The following is a 25,226-nucleotide window of genomic DNA, read 5'->3' as shown; positions in this document are numbered from 1 at the left end:
GCGATTTCGCCCGCCTCGCTGGTACCCGCCTGCGGCCGGTTGATCCACGTCAACCTGACGCAGGGTCCTTGGCGGATAGAGATCGATTCACATCTCTGTTAATCCAGCAGCAGGCGACGGGATCGCATGGCAAAGTCCAGGACCACGAAGGGCAAGGCCTCCAACGGCCAACGCATGAAGCGCGCAGCCGCCACCGCGCGTGTCGCGCGCCGGCAGTCCGCCGCCAGGCTCGATCCGATCGCGCAGTCGCTGGTCGACGAACAGATGCAGGCCGCGCAGATCACCGGGCTGTCGGCGTTCGAGACCGTGCTCAACGGACCGCCGGCCCTCGACGCCAACTCTGCGCCGGTCAAGGCGATGCTGGATGGTGCCGCGCCCGACGATGCCAAGCTGATGAAGGCGCTGATCGAGGGCAAGGCCAAGCCCGACAAGCGTCACACCTCCGACGAGCTCGCCGACAACTGGCGCCAGGGCGGCTACCCCTACAAATTCCGCATGTACCGCAAGGACTATGAGGAACAGAAATTCATCCTGCAGACCGAGCTGCTCAAGCTGCAGAACTGGATGAAGGATGCGCGGCAGCGCCTGGTGCTGCTGTTCGAGGGCCGCGATGCCGCCGGCAAGGGCGGCACCATCAAGCGCTTCATGGAGCATCTCAATCCGCGCGGCGCCCGCGTCGTCGCGCTGGACAAGCCGAGCGACGTCGAGCGCGGCCAATGGTATTTTCAGCGCTATGTCGAGCACCTGCCGACCGCGGGCGAGATCGTGCTGTTCGATCGCTCATGGTACAACCGCGCCGGGGTCGAGCGCGTGATGGGCTTCTGCTCGCAGGCCGAATATGACGAGTTCCTGCGCCAGGTGCCGGAGTTCGAGCGCAATCTCGTGCGCAGCGGCATGCATCTCATCAAGTTCTGGTTCTCGGTCAGCCGCGAGGAGCAGCGCCGCCGCTTCAAGGAGCGCGAGGCGCATCCGCTCAAGCAGTGGAAGCTGTCGCCGATCGACACCGCCTCGCTCGACAAATGGGATGACTACACCCGCGCCAAGGAGGCGATGTTCTTCTCCACCGACACTGCCGACTGCCCGTGGACCGTGATCAAGTCGGACGACAAGAAGCGCGCGCGGCTGAACGCGATGCGCTGCGTGCTGCACTCCCTGCCCTATGCCGGCAAGGACGCCTCGCGCATCGGGCAGGTCGACGATCTCATCGTCGGCCGCGCCAGCGTCATCCACGAGCGCGAGGAGCACGCGAGCTGAGGCGACGCGCTCAGCGCCGATGACGCCGATGCGCCCTCACGGGATCGGCTGGCGGCATCGCTGCATTTGCATTCGGAAAGGCCGGCGGGCCACGGCGAGCCAGCTCCGCCTGCGCCGCCGGCGTCAGCGCGCCGCCATTGAGCACATCGCGGTCGGGATGCATGGCCGCATATGCCGCCGGCTCGGAGAATTGGGCCGACGCCGCGGTGGCCGCCAGTGGCGACATCAGCAGAGCTGCCGCCAGGCTCCTGAATGCGATCATGATTGGTCTTCCCTGTTGCGTACCAATTCGCGCAGGCGATGATGTAGGCAGGCGAAAGCGGCATCCCAATCACGACCGCGCGAGGTGACGGCCGTTCGTGATCGCGCCCATCTCTCAGACGTAGCGCTGCAGCCGCTGTCCGGGCAGCAGATCGTAGGACGCCTTCCAGGCGACCCGTCATCGCCGCTGCGGCAGCCGATCATACGGGCGGAGATGAGCGGACGGCGGAAACGCGGGCGCCGCGCCGGAGGCGCGCACCAGGCCCATTCGTCCCGCCGGCGTCAGTGCGCCGCCGTTGAGCACGTCGCGATCGGGATACATCGCCTGAAACGCCCCCGGCTCCTGCTCGCCGTAGAACCAGCCCTGCGCCGATGCCGGCGCGGCAGTCGCCATCGACAGCAGCACCGCTGCCGCCTTTGATTTCCAGGATGTCATGATTGTTCTCCAGGTTCTCAAGATGCGGAGAACGCGCACTCGATGTCTGGTCAGGGGTCTGACGATCGAGACGCGTCCGCCTCTGTATTGACCGCAGAGAGAACGAAATATTCGCGGCGTCTCCGCCGCGCGGGCATCACGACCACGAGACCTGAACCACATCATGGTTCGAAGATCGACGAAGTGTGATGTCATCGTGAGCTTGCGGACTAGATGGCCCGTCGGGCAAATCGGCCAACGACGACAGAAGCTGTCAAGGTCTTCTGAAAAACATAAATCGTTTCGCGGTTTGCCCAAATCAGGCTTATGATGCCCGCGTTTCGTTGCACGGCAGGGGACGTATCGCGATCGTCACGGACGTTGGCAGCGAAATGCGATGGACGCGACATGTTGCAGCGGGCGAAGCGCCTGCGGACGAACGACATGGCGCGGACGGCGAAAGCGTGTGGTCCTGGCCTCCCGACGCTGAGGCCAAGCTGGTGGTGATGATCCGCCGGCGACGGGGGCAAGACAGCCGGTCCCCGAGGAGAGCACGTATAAGCGTTAACACCATCGCGCGGGGAAGGCCGGATCTGTCTGGCTGCACCTGTGGTACCTGCCGCCTGCATTTTTTTGAGCAGGCGGGCCACGGGCCTCAGCCGAGGTCCGGCCTTCCCTGCGCCCTCCGCTTCCGGAGGGCCAATGAACCGGTATCCCTCGGGCCATTCGAGCCGCGAGAACAAATCGCCATGTCTGGAACGCTCCCGCCACAACTCACAGTGTCGTTCCCGGCGCCCAGTGCGCAATTGTGCACGCCTCGCGCCACCCCGGCCGTTCACGCAGTCGTGTCGCGTCCCCCGTAACGCCGGCCGAGCACCGACGTATCTTGCAGCAGAGGCCGGACCGGGCCAGTGTTTCCGGCTGGCGAGAAGAGCCACCCCTCACGAGGATCCAAAGATGCGCCTCACCCGCTCCCTTTTCGTCAAGACAGCCGTGCTCGGTGGCATGGCGGCCAGCATCCTGGCCTGGCAGCCGCTGCACGCCGCCGAGGTGGCCGTCGTGATCCCGCCGCCGGCCCAGGATCAGCCAGCCTCCGACGGGCTGGAAACCGCCGTGGTCGCCGGCGGCTGCTTCTGGGGCGTCCAGGGCGTCTACCAGCACACGGCGGGCGTGATCAGCGCGGTGTCCGGCTATGCCGGCGGCACCAAGGCCACGGCCGACTACCGCACGGTCTCGAGCGGCACGACGGGCCATGCGGAATCGGTCCAGATCAAATACGACCCGAAGAAGATCTCCTACGGCAAGATCCTGCAGATCTTCTTTTCGGTCGTGCACGATCCGACCCAGTTGAACCGACAGGGCCCGGACTCAGGCCCGCAATATCGCTCGGCGATCTTCACCACCTCGGAGGCGCAGAGGAAGGTCGCGGAGGCCTATGTCGCCCAGCTCGACAAGGCCAAGGTGTTCGGCAAGCCGATCGTCACCAAGATCGGCAAGCTCGAGGCGTTCTATCCGGCCGAGGCCTATCATCAGGACTATCTGACGCTGCACCCGAGCCAGCCCTATATTGCCTATAACGACCTGCCGAAGATCGAGAACCTGAAGAAGATCTTCGCGGAGAACTACATCGAGAAGCCGACGCTGGTCGGCGAGGCCAAAGCGACGAACTGAGGCGACGACCTGTCGCCACGACTTTGAGGCCGCGACGGTGGCCGATCAGCGCAATGACAGGGGCGGACGAGTCTAGGTCCGCCGGAGGAAAAGAGATGAGCGACACCAGGACCGACGACAAGGTCATCAAGAGCGAGGCGGAATGGCGCGAGGAGCTGACGCCGATGCAGTACGCCGTGCTGCGCGAGAAGGCGACCGAGCGCCCGTTCTCGGGCGAATACGAGCATGAGCATCGCGCCGGGACCTATGTGTGTGCCGGCTGCGGCCAGACCCTGTTCGAGTCCGACGCCAAATTCGACTCCGGCTGCGGCTGGCCGAGCTTCACCCAGCCGGCGACGGAGAGCCACATCGACGAGGAAACCGACTATACCCACGGCATGGTCCGCACCGAGGTGCTGTGCTCGAAATGCTCGGGCCATCTCGGCCATGTCTTTCCCGACGGTCCGGGGCCGACCGGCCTGCGCTATTGCATCAACTCCGCGGCCCTGAAGTTGAAGCCGCGCTGACGTCACCATCGGCCCCGGTTCCGTTACGGACGGTAATGGGGCCGCTGGGCTGGCGGCCGGCGAGGCGTGGGCGGCCAAAACCGGCCACCAGGGGTGAGATTTTAGCCGTGCAGATCGGGCTCTCCTGCATTCACAAGTTGCAGATCGATTAAACTATTGAAAAAAGAGGACATTTCAGCGCGGTCCGAACCAGGCCGGATTTACGATGTGAGCGTGCAGGATTCGCATTTCTGCCAAATCGGCCTATATTAGGGGTCGTAACTGACTATGCAGGGCCGGGCCGCCTGGAGCGGCAAATCCCGCCCTCCACCCCCGCAATCGCTGGCGTCATCGCCAAGCTGAATGTTTTGAAAGCTCGCGTCAGCGCTTCCAGCCGACAAGAAGAGGTCTCAGACCATGCGTCCACTGCGTCCGTTCAACTTCAACACCTCTGCCGAACTGTTTCCCGCCGCCATCCGCAAGAAGAAGCGGGCGGGGTTTGCCTATCGGCGGTTCGGCACCGCGGCTGAAGCCGTGCGCTTTGCCATGGAGGAGTTGCCTGCGGATTCGCTGAATGGCGCCTACCTGCAGGTCGAGGAAGCCCGGTTCGACCAGAACGGCATCCGCACCCTGTATGAGAGCGAGGCGTTCCCGCTGCCGCGCCGGGTGGTCGACAAGGCGCCGGACGCCGATGCGGCCTGACGGCTGCCAAACCATTCTCCAACACCCTGCCCCGCCTTGTGCGGGGCAGTTTTTTTATGGGGGTCGGTTTGTGCGGCTTTTGGCCCGGTCTCGCGGCGCATCAACGCGGCTGGGTATCGAGCCACCGCCGCAGGATCTTGGCGTTGCGCATATTGGCGCGGAACAGCACGTCGAAGGCGTCGCCCGCCACCGGCACCATGCCGATCACCCCCTCGACCGCGACATTGCCGAGCATCCGGGTGATGACGTGCCAGGGCGCGCCCAGCGCACGGGCCTCGCGCACCAGCCACAGCGACAGCGCGGTCGCGATGAGGTCACCGACCACGGGGATCAGGCCGATGATGCCGTCGATGCCATAGCGGATGTTGGTGCCGGGCAGGACGAAGGCGACGTCGAGCAGCTTCGCCACCGCCTCCAGCCGCGCGATGCGCTGCTCACGGGTCAGATTGCCGAATGGATTGGAGGTGCTGAAATCGAAGCGCACGCCGCCCGGGCCGACGAAGGCGCCATTGAACGAGGACTGGAAGGATCCCTGCGGGATCTCACGTCCGTCCTGGTCGATGATCGGTCCGCGCGCCTCATTGGCGTTGAAGCGTGCCTGCGAGGCGCGTCCGGAGGCGCGGCGGGGCGAGGGGGTCATCTGCTCTTGCATACCCATCACATAGAAACGCGGCAGCAGGGCGCAAGTTGCGTCACGCCGTCACGCGCTGTGCTTGCTGGGCTGAGCCGCCGGGGCTTCGGGCGGGGTTTCGTCGACGAATTTGTGCACCAGCCACGACGACACCGTCGCGGGAATGAAGCCGACCAGTCCGTAAAGGACCCATTGCAGGGCACCGTATTCGGAGCCGTGCGAAGCGTAGTTGAAGCCGGCAAGCAGGAAGGCGATGCCGCCCACCAGCAGCATCCGCATGGTCGGTCCGATGCGCCTGACGTGGAACAGGATGTCGTCGATCGCGCACATCATCAGTGCCGGCAGGAAACCGAACAGGTAGCTGTATTGCAGCGAGGTGACGAAGACCTTGAACAGCTTGGCCACTTCGCCGGGATTGGTGTTGGTCCAATAGCCGGACATGTAGGTCGTGACCAGAAGCAGCGCGAAGCCGCCCAGCGCCGGGCCCACGGCAACGAAGATGAGATATCGCTTCATGCCCAATCTCCTGCCTCGCCGTTTCGCCCAACGCGCGAGGCGCGTGCGGACTGCTCAGTCACCCCACAGCGCGAAGGCGTCGTTGAAGGCGCGCTCGCCCGGCGCGCCCTTCTCGATCGCGATGATGGCCCGGCGCTGATTGCTGTAGACCAGCGGAACGTCGAACCAGGAGCGCTCCTTCAGGAGCTGCACGTTGCGGGTCCGGTCGGCGTCGACATTGGACAGGCCGACCAGGAAGAAGCCGTCGGTGACCTTCACTGCGAGGCCGGCCAGCGGCGTCCCGCGCGCCTGCTCGTTGGATTTCATCAGGATCCCCGGCACGTTGCCGACGCCGCCGCCAGAGAAATCCTGCGGCAGGATGAAGGTCAGTTCCGCGGTGTGGCTCGCCGGCAGCGACGTGTCGGTGTTGCGGCGGAACGACATCGTCATCTTGAACTTGCGATCGGGAATCTCGATGTCGGCGCGCACGGCGATGTCGGCCTTCTGCGTCCCCGTCGCCTTGATCTGCTCGGTGCGCCAGACCACCGAGCCGATGTATTGCTTGCCCTTCGGATCGGCGGGATCCTCGTCATAGAGCACGACGCGTTGCGCGACCGGCGCGATCTGGTCCGAGGACGGCGACTGCCCGACACGGTCGGTGATCTTCGGCTTGCTCAGCGGCGTGCCGGTGTCCTTGGGCGCCTCGACCGTCGAGGAAGATTTGAACAGGCCATTGACCATCCCGACCAGCGGCCGGCCCCACAGAATTCCGGCGCCGATCAGGATCAGCACGATCCCTGCGGCGATGGCGGCCTTGAACGGAAAGGTCGAGCCGCTGCGCTCCGACTTCTTCTTGCCCTCGCGATCCGGCGCGGCGCCGCGCTGGCGAGTCGAGGTGGCAGGCAGCGCGTAGCGCTCGGCCTCCTGGACCGACTCGTCATAGGAGTATGGCGCCTCGGGCAGCGGCGGCCGATCATCGTCGTCGCCCTCGAGCCGATCGAGATCGGTGGTCGGAACGTTGGCGTAGGTCTTGCGCGCCGCACGGTTGGCCTGGGCAGTGGCCTTGCCGAGATCGTCGACATCAGCGGTGATGTCGCGGAAGCCGCGCATGGCGGGCGGCGTTGCCGGATTGCCGTTGTCCTGAGCACCGCGGCGGGCGACCGCCGGACGTTCGCGCACTGGAGGCGCCGCCCCATCCTGTGGAGGCGTTTGAGGCGGCTGGGGCCGCGGCGGTACCGCTGGCGCGCCAGCGGCAGCCGGCGGCGCATCCGGTCGCGGATTGGGCGCCGGACGCGTCTCGCCGCCGAGCGGCGGCCGCTCGGCCCGGGCAGCGGCCGGGGCCGCCGGTCGTGGCCGCGGGGCGGTCGTGGCGGCCTGCTCTGGAGTCGGAGCGGGCTGAGCCGCGGGGGTGGCCGGAGCATCCGAATTGCGCGCACCGGCCCGCCGGAGCGCATCACCTGGGCGGGCCGCGCCGCTGGACGCCCGCTGTGCCTCGCGGGCGCGCTGGGCCGCTTCCGCCTCAACCTTGCGCACGGCTTCCTCGAGCGACAGCCGCTCGCGCGTGATCTCGGATTCGCTCAGCGGCGGCTGGACGCTGCGCAACTGTGCGATCAAGGCCGCCCGCGCCCGCTCGTAAAGCGCACGCCGGCTTTCCCCGGGAGCGTTGGGGTCCAATCCGGCAATGGCACGGGCTATCAGCGGGTAGTAGTCGGCCATATCAACTCAATTCGCGCGCTCAGCTGTCGGGTCCCGTCACGCCTCGAAGGGATTCTGGACCAGAATAGTATCCTCGCGTTCGGGGCTGGTGGAAAGCAGCGCGATCGGGCAACCCACCAGTTCCTCGATCCGCCGGACGTATTTGATGGCCTGTGCCGGCAGATCGGCCCAGGAGCGCGCGTTTGCGGTCGGCTGCTTCCAGCCTTCGATGGTCTCGTAGATCGGTTCGACCCGAGCCTGCGCGCCCTCACCTGCCGGGAAATGATCGATCTCCTTGCCGTCCAGCCTGTAGCCGGTACAGACATCGATGGTGTCGAAACCATCGAGAATGTCCAGCTTGGTCAGCGCAAGACCGTTAATGCCGCAGGTCCGCACCGCCTGGCGGACCAGGACCGCATCGAACCAGCCGCAACGACGCGGCCGGCCGGTATTCGTTCCGAATTCGCGGCCACGCTCGCCGATCTTGCGGCCGGTCTCGTTGTCCTGCTCGGTGGGAAACGGCCCCTGCCCGACCCGGGTCGTGTAGGCCTTGCACAGGCCGAGCACATAGCCGATCGCGCCCGGCCCGAGGCCCGCGCCCGTGGCCGCCTGCGCCGCGACCGTGTTGGACGAGGTCACGTAGGGATAGGTGCCGTGATCGACGTCGAGCAGCGCGCCCTGCGCGCCCTCGAACAACATCCGCTTGCCTTCGCGGCGCTTGATGTCGAGCAGACGCCAGACCGTCTCCGCATAGGGCAGCAGCTTCGGCGCAAAGGCCGTCAGCTCGCGCAGGATCTGCTGGCCGTCGATCGGCTCGAGGCCGAGGCCGCGGCGGAGCGCATTGTGGTGCGCGAGCAGCCGATCGATCTTGTGCGGCAGCGTATCGAGATCGGCGAGGTCCATCAGGCGGATCGCGCGGCGGCCGACCTTGTCCTCATAGGCCGGGCCGATGCCGCGGCGGGTGGTGCCGATCGCGGTCGCCGCGCTCGCGGACTCGCGCAGCGCGTCGAGTTCGCGGTGCAGTGGCAGGATCAGCGTGACGTTCTCGGCAACGCGCAGATTGTCCGGGCTGATGGCGACGCCCTGCGACTGGAGCTTGCCGACCTCGTCGAGGAAGGCCTGCGGATCGAACACGACGCCATTGCCGATCACCGACAATTTGCCGGTGCGCAGCACGCCGGATGGCAGCAGCGCCAGCTTGTAGGTCGCGCCGTTGATGACGAGGGTATGGCCGGCATTGTGGCCGCCCTGGAAGCGCACGACGATGTCGGCCTGCTCCGACAGCCAGTCGACGATCTTGCCCTTCCCCTCGTCACCCCATTGGGCGCCGACGACGACCACGTTAGCCATTCGCAGCTCTTTCCTCTGCCAAGATCCAAAACAGCACGATCGGTTCGGACGAAATCGCTTCCGATGAGGGGCCAGCCTGGCCAACCATGCGCCCAGCCCAAATCGCGGCCGGGACCGCTCGCTTGCGAGGCGACCCACCGGATAAAGGAAGCCGCCGGGCTAGGCAAGCGAGAACGGGCCTTCGGAGCACACAAGAGCGCCACCAAGCCTTTGATAAGCCCCAAAATTTCATGCCGCCCCGGCTGCGGATCGGGCGACCCGGCCGTACGCTTCTGGCGGCGCATCGACCTGGGCGGTTCCATTGAGCACCCGAACGGCGGCGAATCTACGATCGAAGCGGCGCGCTCTCAGCTCTGGATGCGGCCGTCGACAACCTCGATGATGCGATCGCAGCGCCGGGCCAGATCAAGGTTGTGGGTGACGAGCAGGAAGCTCGTGCCGACCTCTTGGCTGACCTCGCGCATCAGGCCAAAGACCGCCTCGGCCGACTTGGTGTCGAGGTTGCCGGTCGGCTCGTCCGCCAGCACCAGATCGGGGTTCATCGCCAGCGCCCGCGCCACTGCGACGCGCTGCTGCTGGCCGCCCGACATGTTGCTCGCGAGATGGTCGGCGAATTTCGCCAGCCCGACCTGGTCGAGCAGCTCCGACGCCTGCGCCTCGATCTCGGGGCCCGGGAAGCCGCGATCGACCAGCGAGCCGACGAAGCCGAGCAGTCCGCCTGCAGCAGAAACACACGCAAAATCTGTCCGCGCGAGGTGCCCATCGCACGCAGGATCCCGATCTCCTTGGAGCGCTGGATCACCGAGACGATCAGCACGGCGGCGATGCGGCGCATTGCGGCAACCGAGGCCATCACGGCAGCGGGATGTTGCGCTAGGTCAACCGCCGCCCGGAGAGCTTCATGCAAATCAACCATGATGACCACGACTATTCATCCACCAACTTGGACAGGCCCGCGTGAGCACTGAGACGACCTCCGGCCCGCACCAATTTTGGCGCCTGTCGCCCGCACAGGCGGGCGCGACGCTCGGCTGCGACCTGAACGGTCTCGGCGCGGCCGACGCCGAGCAGCGGCTGCAACGCTACGGCCACAACGCCGATGCGCCCTCGCACGTCGTGGGTCCATTGCGCGCCGTGCTCCGCCGCCTACTCGAGCCGCTGTCGCTGATCCTGCTGGTGGCGGGCATCATCTCGATGGTGACGGGAGACGTGATCGGCGGCGCCATCATCGTTCTCATCCTGACGCTGTCGATCGGCCTCGACACGGTTCAGGAGGGACATGCCGTCAAGGCGGCCGAGGAGCTCCGCCGCTCCGTCGCCTTGAAGGCCGAGGTCAAGCGGGATGGCGCCTATCGTCAGATCGACGTCGAGGCGGTCGTTCCCGGAGACATCCTGCGCGTACGCGCGGGCGACATCGTTCCTGCCGATGCGCTGGTCATCGAAAGCAAGGCGTTCACCGCCGGCGAGGCGGCGCTCACGGGAGAGCCCTATCCCGTGACGAAACAGGCCGGCATTCCGGCCGTTGAGAACGACACGTCGAATGCGCTATTCCGCGGCTCGGTGGCGCAGACCGGCGAGGCCGTCGCCATCGTCGTCAACACTGGACCGAACACGATGTTCGGCGCGGCCGCCGCGGCGCTCGCCGAGGGGCAGGCGCGCACGCCGTTCGAGCGCGACCTGCATGAATTCGGCCTCGTCATCGCGCGGCTTACGCTGGCCCTGGTCGTGATCGTGCTCACGGTTCGCGTCGTATTCGGACGCGATGTGCTCGACTCGCTGTTGTTCTCGGTCGCGCTCGCGGTCGGATTGACGCCCGAGCTGCTGCCGATGATCACGACGGTGACACTGTCGCGCGGCGCGCTGCGCATGGCCAAGCGCAAGGTGATCGTGAAGCGGCTCGCGGCGATTCATGATCTCGGCGCGATGTCGGTGCTGTGCACCGACAAGACGGGAACGCTGACATCCGCGGAGATCACGCTCGCCCGCAGCGTCGCGCCCGACGGCACCGACCATCCGCGAGCTGCGGAGCTCGGCGCGATCGCGGCCGCACTCGGCGGTGATCGCGGCTCGCTCGATTGCGCGCTCGTCGCAGGCGCCAATCATGCGGCCGAGGGATGGTCCTTGGGCGGCCAGCAGACCTTCGACTTCTCGCGCCGGCTCGGCTCGGTGCTGGCGATCCGCGGCCAGGATCGGATCCTGATCGTGAAGGGCGCGCCTGAGGCGGTGATCGAGTTGTGCACGCAGCAGCGGCATGGCGGCACGTTCGCGCCGCTCGACGACAACGGCCGCACCGAGATGTACGAGCGCGTTCACGCGCTCGCACGCGAGGGCTTGCGCACGGTCGCGATCGCGTCACGGCCGTGGAACGGCGCGCCGCGCGAGATCGAAACCGACGACGAGCAGGAACTGATCTTCGAAGGGCTGTGCGCGTTCGCCGATCCGCCCAAGCCGACCGCGGCGGCTGCGATCGCGCAGCTTGCCCGCGCCGGCATCGCGCTGAAGATCCTCTCCGGCGACGATCCCGTCGTGGTCAAGCGGCTGGCCGGCCTGGTCGGGCTGAAGGCGGATCGCGTGCTGTCCGGCAGCGACATCGCCGAGCTCAGCGACGACGCGCTCGCGGTGCAGGTGCACTCAGCCGATGCGTTCGGCCGTCTGGCGCCCGATCAGAAATCGCGCATCGTCAAGGCGCTGCAGGCCTCCGGCGAGATCGTTGGCTTCCTCGGGGACGGCATCAACGATGCGCCGGCGCTGAAGGCCGCCGACATCGGCCTGTCCGTCGAAGGCGCCACCGGCGTCGCCCAATCGGCCGCCGACATCATCCTGCTCGCCTCTGATCTCGACGTCGTCGCCAACGGCGTCGAAGAAGGCCGACGCACCTTCGCCAACATCCTGAAGTATGTCCGAATGGGTGCGAGCTCGAACGTCGGCAACATGCTGTCGATGGCCGCCGCATCGATGGTGCTTCCGTTCCTGCCGATGCTGCCGACGCAGATCCTGCTCAACAATCTGCTCTACGATCTCTCCGAGCTCGGCATTCCGTTCGACCGCGTGAGCCGGCAGGCGACCGCGCGGCCGCAGCGCTGGGACATGAAGCGGCTCATGCGCTTTGCCGCGATCATGGGGCCCCTGTCGTCCCTGTTCGACTTTCTCACCTTCGGCGCGCTGCTGTATTTGTTCCATGCGACGCCCGATGAATTCCGCACCGCATGGTTCCTCGAATCGATGGCAACCCAGATTCTCGTCATCTTCATCATCCGGACCAATGGGCGGCCATGGAGCAACCGGGCGGATCCGATGCTGACGGCGTCGTCGCTCACCGCGCTCGCCGTCGCACTGGTCGTGCCCTTCACACCGGCCGGCGCATGGTTCGGCTTCGTTGCACCGCCCCTCACCGTCTTGGCTGCCATCGCCGCCCTCGTCGTCGCCTATCTGGTCAGTGCGGAGGGCCTCAAATCGCTCGCGGTGCGATCCGGACCGCGGAGACCGCACCAGGGACACGCTCGTGCGCGATCTTGACGACGGCCATCGCTGCATGGTCGCGATGCATCTGCCCTCTTGATAGGCATCTGCAATTGGTGTCTGTCGAAAGCGCCGGGAGGAACGGCGGCCGGACATCCCGGCCGCGCGCCGCGGCGCATCGAACCAGGCCAACACCGCCGCATGTCCGCCGCCGATCCCACCGCGTCCGCCGCGCCCGCGCGCGCCTGGATCGCCAACCAGCCCTATGTGCTGCTCAGCATCACGGCGCTGTGCTGGGCCGGCAACTCGATCGTCGGGCGGCTTGCCGCCGGCCACATCCCGCCGGTGACATTGTCGTTCCTGCGCTGGTCGCTCGCCTTCCTGCTGATCCTGCCGCTCGCCTGGAAACAACTGCGCCAGGACTGGCCCGCGATCCGGTCGCGGCTCGGCATCATGATCGCGTTGTCCGTGACGGGCATCGGCGCCTTCAACACGCTGCAATACTGGTCGCTCGAATATACGCAGGCACTCAACACCCTGCTGCTGCAGTCGGCTGGTCCGCTGATCGTGGCAATTTGGTCGATGCTGCTGTTGCGCGTGCACCTGACCCTGGCGCAGGCCATCGGCATCGTGCTGTCGCTCGTGGGCGTGCTGCTCATCCTGACGCGCGGTCACCCCACCGCGCTGGCCGACATCAGCTTCAACAGAGGGGATCTGATCTTCCTCCTCGCGATGGCGGTGTTCGGCTTCTACTCGGTGCTGACGATCAAGCGGCCGCAGATCCACGGCCTGTCGATGGTCGCCTTCACCTTCGGTTGCGGCGCAGCCAGCCTCATTCCGCTGCTGATCTGGGAACTCAACGCGCGACCGGTCATGGCGCTCGACGCGCAGAACCTGTTGTCGCTGCTCTACGTCGCGATCTTTCCTTCGACGATCGCCTATCTCTGCTTCAATCGCGGCGTGCTCCTGATCGGCGCCAATCGCGCCGCGCCGTTCTTTCACGTGGTCCCGGTGTTCGGCTCGATCATGGCCTTCGTGTTCCTCGGCGAGCAGCCGCAGATCTTTCACGTGATCGGCTTCGTCCTCGTGCTGGCCGGCGTGTTCGTGGCGTCGCGAAAACAAGCGACGTGAGGCACTGCTCCCGGGCGACGGCTCCTGCATGGCACCAATCCCCGGCAGCGCATTGCGCTGCGCCGCGATTTGGCCCACCTTGCGCGCTTCCGCGTCAGAGCGACCCGCCTCCCTTGTCCGTCGACGACATCAAGCCATCATCGCCGCTCGCCTGGCTCAACAACCAGCCCTATGTGCTGCTCACGCTGGCTTCGCTGTTCTGGGCCGGCAACATCGTGCTCGCGCGCTACGTCGCCGGACACGTGCCGCCCCTGACGCTTTCGTGCATCCGCTGGATCGGGACCTTCCTGATGCTGTGGCCGTTCGCACGCGCGCACCTGGCGCGCGACCGGCGAACGCTGCTCGCGCATTGGCCGCTTCTACTGCTGCTGGCGCTGACCGGGTTCGCGATCAACAACGCGCTGTCCTATTGGGCCATGCAATACACCCAGGCGCTCAACGGGCTGCTGATTCAATCGTCGACGCCGCTGTTCGTGGCGCTGTGGTCGCTGTTGCTGTTCGGCGTTCGGCTGAGCCTGGCCCAGTTCGCAGGCATCGCGATGTCGCTGAGCGGCGTGCTGGTGATCCTGACGCGCGGCGATCTCGGCGCGCTCGCGGGCATCCAGTTCAACCGCGGTGACCTGATGTTCGCCGGCGCCTTGCTGGTGTTCGGACTCTACTCCGCCGCCATGACGCGGCGGCCGGCGGTGCACCAACTGTCGCTGATCTCGTCCTGCACGGCCCTCGGTGCCGTTCTGCTGCTGCCGCTGGCGGTCTGGGAATATTCGTCCGGGTTCGTGCTCGCGCCCGACCTGCTGTCGATCGCGACGCTCGGCTACGTCGTCGTCTTCGCCTCGACGCTGGCCTATTTGTTCTTCAATCGCGGCATCAGCCTGATCGGACCGAACCGCGCCGCGCCATTCCTGCACCTCGTGCCATTGTTCGGCTCGGTGCTGGCGATCCTGCTGCTTGGAGAGGAGCTCAAGCCGTTCCATCTCGCGGGCTACACGCTGGTCATCGCCGGCGTGATCGTCGCCTCGCGGGTCCCGATCCCGCAGACGCGGGCCGGTCACCAACCCGACCAATGAGCGTGCGGCAAGACGCCTCATGACGACCGGCCTGCATCATCCGGCTGTCATCGAAATGTCAGCGGCGCGTCAGGCCTCCTGTTCAGAACGGCGCGTGTTCAAGCTCCCAGGAGGCTTTTCATGCATCGATATCTTCTTACCACCGTGGCCGCGATGGTCCTCAGCGCCGGCTCCGCATTCGCCCAGGGCGAAGGCGAATTCCCGGCGACGCTCTCCGGCCATGCCGTGATGCCGGCCGAGTCCTTCGTCGAGGCGCCGGCCGATGCCCCGAACGATCTCAAGACCTCCGGCAAATACACCACCGGCAAGCGCATCGACGCGATCGGCAGCGTGATGGGCAAGTCCTATGAGCGTCCGACCGGGGTGTCGCTCCCGTTCAAGGGACAACCTCTCCAGGGCCACTCCGGCATCAAGAAGATGGCCGACGGCACGTTCTGGGTCCTCACCGACAACGGCATGGGCTCGCGCTACAACTCGCCCGACTCGATGCTCTATCTGAACCACCACAAGATCGACTGGACCAGCGGCAAGGTCGAGCGGCTCGAGACGATCTTCCTGCATGATCCCGACAAGAAGGTGCCCTTCCGCATCGTGCACGAGGACACTTCCAAGCGCTACCTGACCGGCGCCGATTTCGATACCGAGGGCTTCCAGATCATCGGCGACAATCTCTGGATCGGCGACGAATTCGGTCCCTACGTCATCAAGGCCGACAGGACCGGCAAGGTGCTTGCCGTGTTTGAAACGATCGCGGACGGCAAGCCGGTGCGCTCGCCCGACCACTGGGCGGTGCAGTCGCCGGCCGCGCCCGGCGCCACCTATACCAACGTCAACCTGCGGCGCTCGAAGGGATATGAAGGCTTTGCGTCGTCGGTGGACAGCAAGTTCATCTATGGCCTGCTCGAAGGTCCGCTGTGGGACACCGACAAGAAGGACTGGGAGAAGGTCGACGGCAAGGAAGCCTCGCGCATCCTCGAATTCGACGTCGCCGCGGAGAAGTTCACCGGCCGCTACTGGCAGTATGTGTTCGAGCAGAACGGCAACGCCATCGGCGATTTCAACATGATCGATCCGACCCAGGGTCTGATCATCGAGCGCGACAATGGCGAGGGCACCAGCGACAAGGCCTGCCCGCAGGGCACGCGCGGCGGCAACTGCTTTCCCGATCTCGCCAAGTTCAAGCGCGTCTACAAGATCGAGCTGTCCGACGCCAACGTCGGCAAGCCGGTCCGCAAGATCGCCTCTATCGACCTGATGAAGATCAAGGATCCGGACAAAAAGGCGCGCAAGCCGCTCAACGACGGCGTGCTCGCCTTCCCGTTCTTCACGATCGAGAATGTCGACCGCGTCGACGACACCCACATCATCGTCGGCAACGACAACAACCTGCCGTTCTCGTCCAGCCGGGATCCCAACAAGGCCGACGACAACGAGTTCGTGCTGCTGGAGGTCGGCGACTTCCTCAAAGCCAAGTGACGGCTGGCACGCCTACGACTTGACGGCCGCCGTTGATCCGAGAGCCCCGGATCAACGGCGCGCCCTGACCTGATCAGGCCGTTCGCACCTTCGCCATGAAGCCATCGACGGCCTGCTGCAGCAGGCCCGACTGGCTGTCGAGCTCGCGCGCGCTCGACAGCACTTCGGAGGCAGCCATGCCGGTCGCTTCCGCCGCCTTGGTGACGCCGCCGATATGGGCGCTGATCTCGTTGGAGCCTGCAGCGACGGACTGGATGTTGCGGGCGATCTCGCGCGTCGCGTCGCCCTGCTGCGCGATCGAGGTCGAGATCGAATTGGTGATCTCGCTCATCTGCGCGATGGTCTGGGTGATGCCGCTGATGGCGGTGACCGCATCCTGGGTCGAGGTCTGCATCGCCGCGACCTGTGCCGAAATCTCCTCGGTCGCCTTCGCCGTCTGGTTGGCGAGCGCCTTCACCTCCGAGGCGACGACGGCAAAGCCCTTGCCGGACTCGCCGGCGCGCGCGGCTTCGATGGTGGCGTTCAGCGCCAGCAGGTTGGTCTGCGCCGCGATCGAATGGATCAGCTTGACGACCTCGCCGATCTTCTCGGCGCCGGTCGACAGCACCTGAACGGTCGCATTGGTGCGCTCCGCGTCGCCCACGGCTTTGCTCGCAATCTCGCTGGAACGGGCGACCTGGCGCGAAATCTCATTGACCGAGCTCGACAGCTCTTCGGCCGCGGCCGCGACCGTGCCGACATTGTCATTGGCGCTCTGGGTGGCGGCGCTGACGGTCGAGGCGCGCGAGCTGGCATCGCTCGCGGTCGAGGTCATCGATTGCGCGGTGTGCTGCATGCTCTCGGCCGCCGACGCCACCGAGCGGACGATGCCGTTGACGCTGCGCTCGAAGTCGGCGGCGAGGTTCTGCATGGCCGCGGTCCGCTCGGCGGCCGCGCGCTGCTGGGTGGCGGCCTCGGCCTGCTCGAGCTCGCGCATCCGCAGCGCGTTGTCCTTGAAGATCTGGACGGTGGCGGCCATCCCGCCGATCTCGTCGCCGCGGCCGACACCGGGAATCTCGCCATCGAGCCGGCCATCTGCGATCTCGCGCATGCGGATGCCGAGACGATCGAGCGGCACGCTGATGCTGCGGCTGATCAGCCAGGCGATCCCGCCGGCGATGACCGCGATGCCCGCGCAGGCCATCCAGATCAGCCATTTCAGGGGCTTCATCTTCGCATCGAGATCGTCGACATAGACGCCGGTGCCCACGAACGTATTCCAGCCGGGAATCATCACCGCATAGGAGATCTTGCGGGTCGGCTGCTCCTGGCCGGGGCGCAGGTATTCGTAGTGCAAGGTGACTTCGCCATCCTTGGCAACGCCGTCGCGCAGCTCGACGACGAGCTTACGGCCGTTGAGCTCGAAATCGATCACGTTCGAGCCGCGCTGCTTCGGATCCTGGGACAACACCACATTGCCGTCCATCGTGTAGGCGAACAGATAACCCATGCCCTTGTCAAAGGTCATCGTTCTCGCGCGATTGACGAACTCGTCGAGCGCGGCCTCCTTCGTCAGCTTGCCGGCTTCGACCTCCTTGATGAGGCCCATGGCCATGTTACGCGCGGTCTCGACGATCGCCCGGCACTGTTCGATGCGGGCGTCGACCATCTCCTTTTGCATCAGAGTGCCGGCAAACGTACCGGCCGCGGCAAGGCCCAGCATCGCCACGCCGACGACGATGGCGAGCTTGGGGGCGATCTTCAGGTTATTTAGCAGCACGTAACGAACTCCGCCCGGTCCCCGATCGACGACCTCGATCTGTCAAGGTGAGCTGCTGGTCAACTGATCAGGCGATGGTTAGATTTCGGTTGCGAACACCCCCCGTAGAAACCCGGATCAGCTCGAGACAACGGCATCCCGGACCGGGACCGCAGCGGAGGCCGGCCGCAACGGCGCAAACTCCTCGGCGGTCAGCGTCTCCTTGGCGATCAGGAGCGCGACGCCGCGCTCGAGGTCCGGGCGATGGCTTTCGAGGATCGCGCGAGCGCGGGCGCCGCCGTCTGCGATCAGATCCCGCACGGCGAGATCGATCTCGCGGCCGGTCTCCTCCGCCGCCGACACGATCTGATCCTGTGGCTGCAGGAACGAGACCTGTGGACGCGGCGCGTATGTGCGCTGCCCGACGGTCGCATCCATCCCGTATTTGGTGACCATCTCGATCGCGATCTCGGTCGCGCGCTGCAGATCGTCGGCGGCACCGGTCGAGACGTCGCCGTCGAAGATCAACTGCTCGGAAGCCCGTCCGCCCATCAGCACGGCGATGCGGTTCTTCAATTCGCTGACCGCGAGCAGAAAGCGATCCTCGGTCGGGCGCTGCATCGTGTAGCCGAGCGCGCCGACGCCGCGCGGAATGATCGAGACCTTCTGCACCGGATCGACGCCGACGAGATTGGCTGCGACCAGCGCGTGCCCCATCTCGTGATAGGCGACGCGGCGGCGCTCGGCGGGACTGAGCACGCGGCTCTTCTTCTCGATGCCGGCGACGATGCGCTCGATCGCCATCGTGAAATCGTCGAACGTCACCTCGTGGCCCTTGCGGCGCGTCGCCGCGATCGCAGCCTCGTTGATCAGGTTGGCGAGGTCGGCGCCGGTGAAGCCGGTCGTCAGGGCCGCGACCTTGTCGAGATCGACGCTGTCGGCGACCGTGATCTTGCGGACATGCACCTTGAGAATGGCAAGCCGCCCGCCCCTGTCGGGACGGTCGACCAGCACCTGGCGATCGAAGCGGCCAGCGCGCATGAGTGCGGGATCGAGGATCTCCGGCCGGTTGGTCGCGGCGAGCAGGATGACGCCGGAGCTTGGGTCGAAGCCGTCGAGCTCCGCCAGCAATTGATTGAGCGTCTGCTCCTTCTCGTCGTAGCCGCCAAACTGGCCACCGCCGCTTCGGCTGCGCCCGAGGGCATCGAGCTCGTCGATGAAGATGATGCAGGGCGCGGCCTTGCGCGCCTGCTCGAACAGGTCGCGCACCCGCGCGGCGCCGACGCCGACGAACATCTCGACGAATTCGGATCCGGAGATGGAGAAGAACGCCACACCCGCTTCGCCCGCGACGGCGCGCGCGAGCAGCGTCTTGCCGGTGCCGGGCGGGCCGACCAGCAGGATGCCCTTGGGCACGTGTGCGCCGAGCCGGCCATAGCTCTTCGGATCCTTCAGGAACTGCACGACCTCCTGCAGCTCGAACTTGGCCTCGTCGACGCCAGCGACATCGGCGAAGGTCACCTTGGTGTCGGTCTCGACATAGACCTTGGCGCGCGACTTGCCGATCGACATCAGGCCGCCGAAGCCCTGGCGGTCCATCACCTTGCGGCCGAGGAACACCCAGATCAGATAGAACATCAGCGCCGGCACGACCCAGGACAGCAGCGCCTGAATCAGCCCGCCCGAGGGTACGCCGGTCACCGTCACGCCCTTCGCGGCAAGCTTCGCCGCCAACGGCGGATCGACACGCGTGGTGATGAACGAGGTCTTGCCGTCCGGCTGCTTGTCCTTGAACTTGCCCTGGATCGTGTCCTGGCCAACCGCCACTTCGGTGATCTTGCCCTGCTCGATCAGCTGCTCGAACTGGCTATAGGGAATGGTTTCGACCGTGTTGTAGGTCGTCAGCAGCCATTGCAGCAGCAGCATGCCGACGCCGGCGAGGAAGATGTAGCCGACGGCGACGGCCTGCTTGCGGGTGTTCGGGTCGGATTCCATGGCGGCGCTCTCGGTCGAGTTCGATCACGGCCGGACAGGACGTGATCGAACGGGTTCCCACGCGCATAACAGGAGCGGGACCGGGCGGCTTGTCATGGATCAAACGGCGCCGGCCCGTGGCCTCACGCCCCGCTTCAACCCGACGGCTGCATCACGATCGACTTGTCCTTCGGCCAGCGCACCCGCCAGGCGAAGGCGATATCCTTGGCCTCGCCCGGTTTGGCGTCGATGACCCATTCGACGACGCCGCGGCGATCGCGCACGTTCGTCGACGTCGGCGGCGTGGTCGCGGACAGCATCTCGACCACGATCTCCTCGTTCTCGCTGACCGGCAGCTGATCCTGGATCGCGACCTTCACCGGGAAGTCGTGAGCGTTGCGGACCGTCGTCTTGAAGGCGCGCTCGTCGATCTTCGCCGTCGTCACGATCAGGCCGGCCGAGCCTTCGTTGCGCTTGACGACGCTGCGCTCGACCTTGACCTTGTCGTCGGCCCCGAAGCCGACATGAACGACCTCGTCCTTGCCGGCCGACGCCAGTCTGCTGGTGCCGACGAACATGCCGTCGCGATAGATCGAGACCTTGCCCGGCAGCAGCGGTGCCTCCTCGTTCTGCGGGAAGCTCGCTTCGAGGTAGGCGGTGGGATCGATGACAGGCGCCGAACGGATCGTCAGTTCGGGCGTGATCATCGCGGTAGAAATACGCAGGCTCTTCGCGCCATCATTGGCACCGACGCTGACGCGTCCGGGGAGGTGGAAGACGGTCTGAAAGGCGCTGATCTCCGCAACCGTCTGCTGCTCGACGGCCTTGTCCGCGACATCTCCGAACGTCGTCCCTCCGCCAAAGCGAAACTCCTGTCGGCTCTCCATGAGTCCTCGCGCGGCGCTGACGGCGGCCGGCTTCGGCGCTGGCTGTGGCGGCGGCGGATATTGCGCGATGATCGTCCTGAGCTCGGGCGCGCTGCCGCCGCGTCCGGTCCGCACCGTCGAAACCGTCAGCGCGACCTCGGACCAGTCCTCCCCGGTGGCCTGCTGGATCTCGGCGCGTCGCACCAGTTCGAGAGCCGGTTTGCGGTCCTTCGCCGTCGTGTCGAGACGCGCGTCGTAGAGCGGCACCCAGCGGGCGTTGCGCACCGCGTAGGTCACGCGCAAGGTCGCCTTGGTCGCTGCCGCAGCCGACAATTCGATCCGCACCTCCAGCTTGCTCGGGGGCTTCGTCGTGAGATTCTCCTGCAGGCGCGCGATCTCGCGATCGATCTCGCGCTGCTTGCGCTCGGCATCACGGATCGCCGCGTCGGCCTGTCCAACCTCGTCGGCAACGGCGGCGAACGCGGCACGCCATTCTGTGATCGGACGCGCCTCGCCCTTCTCGCCGAGCCCGGCCGGTGACGCCTCGGCAAAACGCTCGGCAAACTTTTTGCGCGCCAGGGCCGCGGCGATCGTGCCATCGAGATTGGCGCGCTCGTCCTTCAGCGCTTCGATGCGCTTGTCGATGTCGGGCAGGTTGACGGGCGGCGCCGCACGCGGTGGCTTGGCGTCGACGGTGCCGATCACGAGCTTGGCGCCGGCCTCGCCTTCCACACGAAGCGAGGACGCATCGAGTCCGAGCGGGAAGTCCTTGGCGATCGCCGTCGTGTCGCCGGCGGGAAGGTCGAGCGAGATGACCCGGGTCACGGTCGCGCCGTCGGGATACACGGTGACGGCATCAACGGTGGACGTCGTGTCGAGGTTTGCAGCATGGCCCGGCGCCGCCGCCAGCGAGGCACCGAGAACGAGAGTTGTCGTAACCAGCCACGTCGTTCGCATTGCCATCGATCTCTCCGTATCCCAGCCCTGAGAACCGGAGGAGCCGGTCCCTTGCGGGGCGTTAGACGCCACGAGAGGTCCGCGGGTTCAAATCGCGCGACCGCAAAGCTTGCCGTTGAAATTCCGCCAAGCAAAAAAAGGGCAGCACGGCCACGGTGCCGTGCTGCCCCTTTCCGGTCGGTCAATTTGGCCCAGCGCGTGAAGAGTTGAGGTCTGGTTGCGAACCGCGAAGGATGTGTGCTCCCTCTCCCGCTTGCGGGGGAGGGCTGGGGTGGGGGTGTCTCCTCAATTGAGGCTGCCCGAGTGGAGGGAGCCCCCACCCGGCGCTTCGCGCCGACCTCCCCCGCAAGCGGGAGAGGTGAACTGGGCCAGCGGCTAAGTCGATTCAACCAAGAAGCACCGCGCGCTCTAGCGCGTCATCAGAACGCCAGCGCCTTGGCCTGCTTGACCTGCGGCAATGCCTGGATCTTGCCGAGCAGCTCGGCCGGCACCGCACCGTCGACCTCGACCAGCGCGATCGCGTCGCTGCCCGGCGCCACGCGGCCGAGATGGAAGGTCGCGATGTTGATCTTGGCGTCGCCCAGGAGGCTTGCGAACTTGCCGATGAAGCCCGGCTTGTCCTCGTTGGTGACGTAGATCATCGACTTGCCGAACTCGGCGTCGACACGGATGCCCTTGATGTCGACGAGACGCGGCTTGCCGTCGGCGTAGACCGTGCCCGACACCGCGCGCTCCTGGTGCTCGGTGGTGACCGCGACCGTGATCAGGCTCTCATAGTCGCTCTCGCCGGCGCGCAGCACCTCGTCGACGATCATGCCGCGCTCCTTGGCGATCACCGGCGCCGACACGACGTTGACCTCGCCCAGCATCGGCCGCAGCAGCCCGGCCAGCACCGCCGAGGTCAGCGCCCGGGTCTTCATCTCGGCGACGTGGCCTTCATAGGTGATCTGGATCTTGGTGATGCTGCTCTCGGTGAGCTGGCCCGCGAACGAGCCGAGCTTCTCGGCGAGCGCGATGAACGGCTTCAGCTTGGGCGCTTCTTCCGCGGTGATCGACGGGAAGTTGATCGCGTTCGAGATCGCGCCGGTGAGCAGGTAGTCCGACATCTGCTCGGCGATCTGCAGCGCGACGTTCTCCTGCGCTTCCGTGGTCGAAGCGCCGAGATGCGGCGTGCAGATCACATTGGCATGACCGAACAGCGGATTGCTGGTCGCCGGCTCCTCGGCGAACACGTCGAGCGCCGCACCCGCGACATGCTTGCTGTCGAGGGCCTCGAGCAGCGCCTGCTCGTCGATCAGGCCGCCGCGCGCGCAATTGATGATGCGCACGCCCTGCTTCATCTTGGCGATCGCCGCGGCATCGATGATGTTGCGGGTCTTGTCGGTCAGCGGCGTGTGCAGCGTGATGAAGTCGGCGCGCTTCAGCAGCTCCTCGAGCTCGACCTTCTCGACGCCGAGATCGAGCGCGCGCTCCTCGGTGAGGAACGGATCGAAGCCGATCACCTTCATGCGCAGGCCCTGCGCACGGTCGCAGACGATCGAGCCGATATTGCCGCAGCCGATCACACCCAGGGTCTTGCCGGTGATCTCGACGCCCATGAAGCGGTTCTTCTCCCACTTGCCGGCTTGCGTCGAGGCATCAGCCTGCGGGATCTCGCGCGCCAGCGACAACATCATCGTGATCGCGTGCTCGGCGGTCGTGATCGAATTGCCGAACGGCGTGTTCATCACGATGATGCCCTTGGCGGTCGCCGCGGGAATCTCGACATTGTCGACGCCGATGCCGGCGCGGCCGATCACCTTGAGCCGCTTGGCGCGCTCGATGATCTTGGCCGTGGCCTTGGTCGCGGAGCGAATCGCAAGGCCGTCATAGTCGCCGATGATGTCGGCGAGTTTGTCCTTGTCCTTGCCGAGATTGGGCTGGAAGTCGACCTCGATGCCGCGATCCTTGAAGATCTGCACGGCAGCCGGCGACAGCGCATCGGAAATGAGAACTTTGGGTTTGGACATGACGATGTTCCTTCACGCCTCTCGCGAGAGAGGGACAGCGCATCGGCGCCGGAATGGGTGGAAGCAATCGAATCGTAGGGTGGGCAAAGCGCAGCGTGCCCACCGTCTTTCGCGTCGGTTGACGTTGATGGTGGGCACGGCGCTTCGCGCCTTTGCCCACCCTACGCGTCTTGAATTTCGTCATTGCGAGGAGCGGAGCGACGAAGCAATCCAGACTTTCTTCGTGGCCCTGGATTGCTTCGCTGCGCTCGCAATGACGGCACGACGAGCGTGGGTCAGGCCGCCTTGGGCAGCGCGGCCTTGGCTTCGGTGAATGCCCAGTCGATCCACTGCGTCAGCAGTGCGACGTCGCTCGCTTCCACCGTGGCGCCGCACCAGATGCGCAGGCCGGCCGGCGCATCGCGGTAGTGCGCGAAGTCGAAGCCGGCGTTCTCCTTCTCGACCAGCGACACCAGCTTCTTCGCGAACTCCGCCTGGGCATCGGCCGACAGCGATGTGATCGCGGGATCGACGACCTTGAGGCACACTGAGGTGTTGGAGCGGATGGCGGGATCCTTGGCGAGAAAATCGATCCACGGCGTCCGCGCCTTCCAGTCCGCCAGCACCTTGGTGTTGGCGTCGGCGCGGGCGATCAGCGCCTTGAGGCCGCCGATCGACTTGCCCCAGTTGAGCGCGTCCAGATAGTCCTCGACGCACAGCATCGAGGGCGTGTTGATGGTCTCGCCCTCGAAAATGCCGGCATTGAGCTTGCCGCCCTTGGTGAGGCGGAAGATCTTCGGCAGCGGCCAGGCCGGTTTGTAGGTCTCGAGACGCTCCACCGCGCGCGGCGAGAGGATGAGCATGCCATGCGCGGCCTCGCCGCCAAGCGCCTTCTGCCAGGAGAAGGTGACGACGTCGAGCTTCGGCCAGTCGAGGGCTTGCGCGAATGCGGCCGAGGTGGCGTCGCAGATCGTCAGGCCTTCACGGCTCGCGCTGATCCAGTCGGCATTCGGGACGCGCACGCCCGACGTGGTGCCGTTCCAGGTAAAGACCACGTCGCTTGCCGGATCGACTTTCGACAGATCGGGGATCTCGCCATAACCGGCGTGCAGCTTGGTGACGTCCTTGAGCTTGAGCTCCTTGACGATGTCGCTGACCCAGCCTTCGCCGAAGGATTCCCAGGCGATCGTGGTGACGGGCCGCGCACCGAGCAGCGACCATAGCGCCATCTCGACCGCGCCGGTGTCGGATGCGGGCACGATGCCGATCTTGTAGTCGGCTGGCACTTCGAGAACGTCGCGCGTCAGCTCGATGGCCTGCTTGAGCTTGGCCTTGCCGATCTTCGCGCGATGCGAGCGGCCGAGGGGAGCGTCCTTGAGATTTTCGGAGGTCCATCCGGGGCGCTTGGCGCAGGGGCCGGAGGAGAAATGCGGCACGGCAGGCCGCTGCGAGGGCTTCGCTGCAGTCATCGTCTATCCTTCCAGATAGTAAGCCTCCCGTTGGGGGGAGGTGTCCCGCCGGCGTGAATACGGGAAGGGTCGTTCCGCGTCAAGGAACTTCGCGCCCTCTTGTCGGCGTTCACGCAGTCGTGCTGGCATGCAAGCGAATGCA

General features: G+C 66.0%; 19 protein-coding genes and 2 pseudogenes. 8 read left to right on the top strand and 13 right to left on the bottom strand.

The window, feature by feature from the left end:
- Positions 1–126: 126 nt before the first annotated feature.
- The gene (gene ppk2 / locus QX121_RS23045) at positions 127–1,254 is read left to right on the top strand and encodes a polyphosphate kinase 2 (protein WP_315733894.1); all 1,128 of its coding nucleotides are present in this window, start codon (positions 127–129) and stop codon (positions 1,252–1,254) included.
- Between the two features lie 10 nt (positions 1,255–1,264).
- Here ppk2 and QX121_RS23040 read toward each other — a convergent pair whose 3' ends face one another.
- Together QX121_RS23040 and QX121_RS23035 are read right to left on the bottom strand one after the other, a co-directional pair.
- A complete protein-coding gene (locus QX121_RS23040; RefSeq protein WP_315733896.1) occupies positions 1,265–1,516 on the bottom strand; it encodes a hypothetical protein in 252 nt (83 codons plus the stop codon).
- A gap of 177 nt (positions 1,517–1,693) precedes the next feature.
- Positions 1,694–1,951, bottom strand: coding sequence for a hypothetical protein (locus QX121_RS23035; protein ID WP_315733898.1), 258 nt, complete (start codon positions 1,949–1,951; stop codon positions 1,694–1,696).
- Between the two features lie 936 nt (positions 1,952–2,887).
- Here QX121_RS23035 and msrA point away from each other — a divergent pair.
- The 3 genes from msrA to QX121_RS23020 all read left to right on the top strand — a co-directional run bounded on the left by msrA (position 2,888) and on the right by QX121_RS23020 (position 4,788).
- Positions 2,888–3,601, top strand: coding sequence for a peptide-methionine (S)-S-oxide reductase MsrA (gene msrA / locus QX121_RS23030; protein ID WP_315813115.1), 714 nt, complete (start codon positions 2,888–2,890; stop codon positions 3,599–3,601).
- A 95-nt stretch (positions 3,602–3,696) separates the two neighbouring features.
- Positions 3,697–4,107, top strand: coding sequence for a peptide-methionine (R)-S-oxide reductase MsrB (msrB, locus tag QX121_RS23025; RefSeq protein WP_315733900.1), 411 nt, complete (start codon positions 3,697–3,699; stop codon positions 4,105–4,107).
- A 396-nt stretch (positions 4,108–4,503) separates the two neighbouring features.
- Positions 4,504–4,788: a hypothetical protein gene (locus tag QX121_RS23020; protein ID WP_315733902.1), complete on the top strand. Its 285-nt coding sequence runs from the start codon at positions 4,504–4,506 to the stop codon at positions 4,786–4,788.
- Between the two features lie 100 nt (positions 4,789–4,888).
- Here QX121_RS23020 and QX121_RS23015 read toward each other — a convergent pair whose 3' ends face one another.
- The 6 genes and pseudogenes from QX121_RS23015 to QX121_RS22990 form a co-directional block, all read right to left on the bottom strand.
- Positions 4,889–5,440 carry a DUF4112 domain-containing protein gene (locus QX121_RS23015; protein ID WP_409997726.1) on the bottom strand — a complete coding sequence of 184 codons (552 nt, stop codon included), beginning with the start codon at positions 5,438–5,440 and terminating at the stop codon, positions 4,889–4,891.
- A gap of 48 nt (positions 5,441–5,488) precedes the next feature.
- On the bottom strand, positions 5,489–5,935 hold the full coding sequence (locus tag QX121_RS23010) for a DUF5413 family protein (protein ID WP_315813114.1): 447 nt from the start codon (positions 5,933–5,935) through the stop codon (positions 5,489–5,491).
- A 54-nt stretch (positions 5,936–5,989) separates the two neighbouring features.
- A complete protein-coding gene (locus QX121_RS23005) occupies positions 5,990–7,630 on the bottom strand; it encodes a hypothetical protein (RefSeq protein WP_315813113.1) in 1,641 nt (546 codons plus the stop codon).
- A gap of 36 nt (positions 7,631–7,666) precedes the next feature.
- Positions 7,667–8,959 carry an adenylosuccinate synthase gene (locus tag QX121_RS23000; protein ID WP_315733910.1) on the bottom strand — a complete coding sequence of 431 codons (1,293 nt, stop codon included), beginning with the start codon at positions 8,957–8,959 and terminating at the stop codon, positions 7,667–7,669.
- 347 nt (positions 8,960–9,306) lie between these two features.
- Positions 9,307–9,651: pseudogene (locus tag QX121_RS22995) on the bottom strand (ABC transporter ATP-binding protein); the annotation flags it as partial.
- Positions 9,649–9,788 (bottom strand): annotated as a pseudogene (locus tag QX121_RS22990) (FtsX-like permease family protein); the annotation flags it as partial. The pseudogenes QX121_RS22995 and QX121_RS22990, both read right to left, overlap by 3 nt.
- A 128-nt stretch (positions 9,789–9,916) precedes the next feature.
- Between QX121_RS22990 and mgtA the strand changes: the two are divergent.
- The 4 genes from mgtA (at position 9,917) to QX121_RS22970 (ending at position 16,092) form a co-directional block, all read left to right on the top strand.
- Entirely contained in the window at positions 9,917–12,475 is a 2,559-nt protein-coding gene (gene mgtA, locus QX121_RS22985) for a magnesium-translocating P-type ATPase (RefSeq protein ID WP_315733911.1), read from the top strand.
- Between the two features lie 144 nt (positions 12,476–12,619).
- Positions 12,620–13,549: a DMT family transporter gene (locus QX121_RS22980; protein WP_315733912.1), complete on the top strand. Its 930-nt coding sequence runs from the start codon at positions 12,620–12,622 to the stop codon at positions 13,547–13,549.
- A gap of 113 nt (positions 13,550–13,662) precedes the next feature.
- Positions 13,663–14,616: a DMT family transporter gene (locus tag QX121_RS22975; RefSeq protein WP_315733913.1), complete on the top strand. Its 954-nt coding sequence runs from the start codon at positions 13,663–13,665 to the stop codon at positions 14,614–14,616.
- A 120-nt stretch (positions 14,617–14,736) separates the two neighbouring features.
- Entirely contained in the window at positions 14,737–16,092 is a 1,356-nt protein-coding gene (locus tag QX121_RS22970; RefSeq protein WP_315733914.1) for an esterase-like activity of phytase family protein, read from the top strand.
- A gap of 73 nt (positions 16,093–16,165) precedes the next feature.
- Here QX121_RS22970 and QX121_RS22965 read toward each other — a convergent pair whose 3' ends face one another.
- The 5 genes from QX121_RS22965 to QX121_RS22945 form a co-directional block, all read right to left on the bottom strand.
- The gene (locus QX121_RS22965) at positions 16,166–17,851 is read right to left on the bottom strand and encodes a methyl-accepting chemotaxis protein (protein WP_315813112.1); all 1,686 of its coding nucleotides are present in this window, start codon (positions 17,849–17,851) and stop codon (positions 16,166–16,168) included.
- A gap of 117 nt (positions 17,852–17,968) precedes the next feature.
- Positions 17,969–19,825, bottom strand: coding sequence for an ATP-dependent zinc metalloprotease FtsH (gene ftsH / locus QX121_RS22960; RefSeq protein ID WP_315778055.1), 1,857 nt, complete (start codon positions 19,823–19,825; stop codon positions 17,969–17,971).
- A 134-nt stretch (positions 19,826–19,959) separates the two neighbouring features.
- Positions 19,960–21,627 carry a mucoidy inhibitor MuiA family protein gene (locus QX121_RS22955; protein ID WP_315813168.1) on the bottom strand — a complete coding sequence of 556 codons (1,668 nt, stop codon included), beginning with the start codon at positions 21,625–21,627 and terminating at the stop codon, positions 19,960–19,962.
- Between the two features lie 419 nt (positions 21,628–22,046).
- Positions 22,047–23,636, bottom strand: a complete 1,590-nt coding sequence (gene serA / locus QX121_RS22950) for a phosphoglycerate dehydrogenase (RefSeq protein ID WP_315733917.1) — start codon at positions 23,634–23,636, stop codon at positions 22,047–22,049.
- 275 nt (positions 23,637–23,911) lie between these two features.
- Entirely contained in the window at positions 23,912–25,084 is a 1,173-nt protein-coding gene (locus QX121_RS22945; protein ID WP_315813111.1) for a phosphoserine transaminase, read from the bottom strand.
- Positions 25,085–25,226: the final 142 nt, after the last annotated feature.

The sequence above is a fragment of the Bradyrhizobium sp. SZCCHNR2028 genome, from assembly GCF_032380995.1.
GTDB lineage: Bacteria > Pseudomonadota > Alphaproteobacteria > Rhizobiales > Xanthobacteraceae > Bradyrhizobium.
The sequence above is the reverse complement of the archived record's forward strand: the minus strand, read 5'-3'. Positions and strand labels throughout refer to the sequence as shown.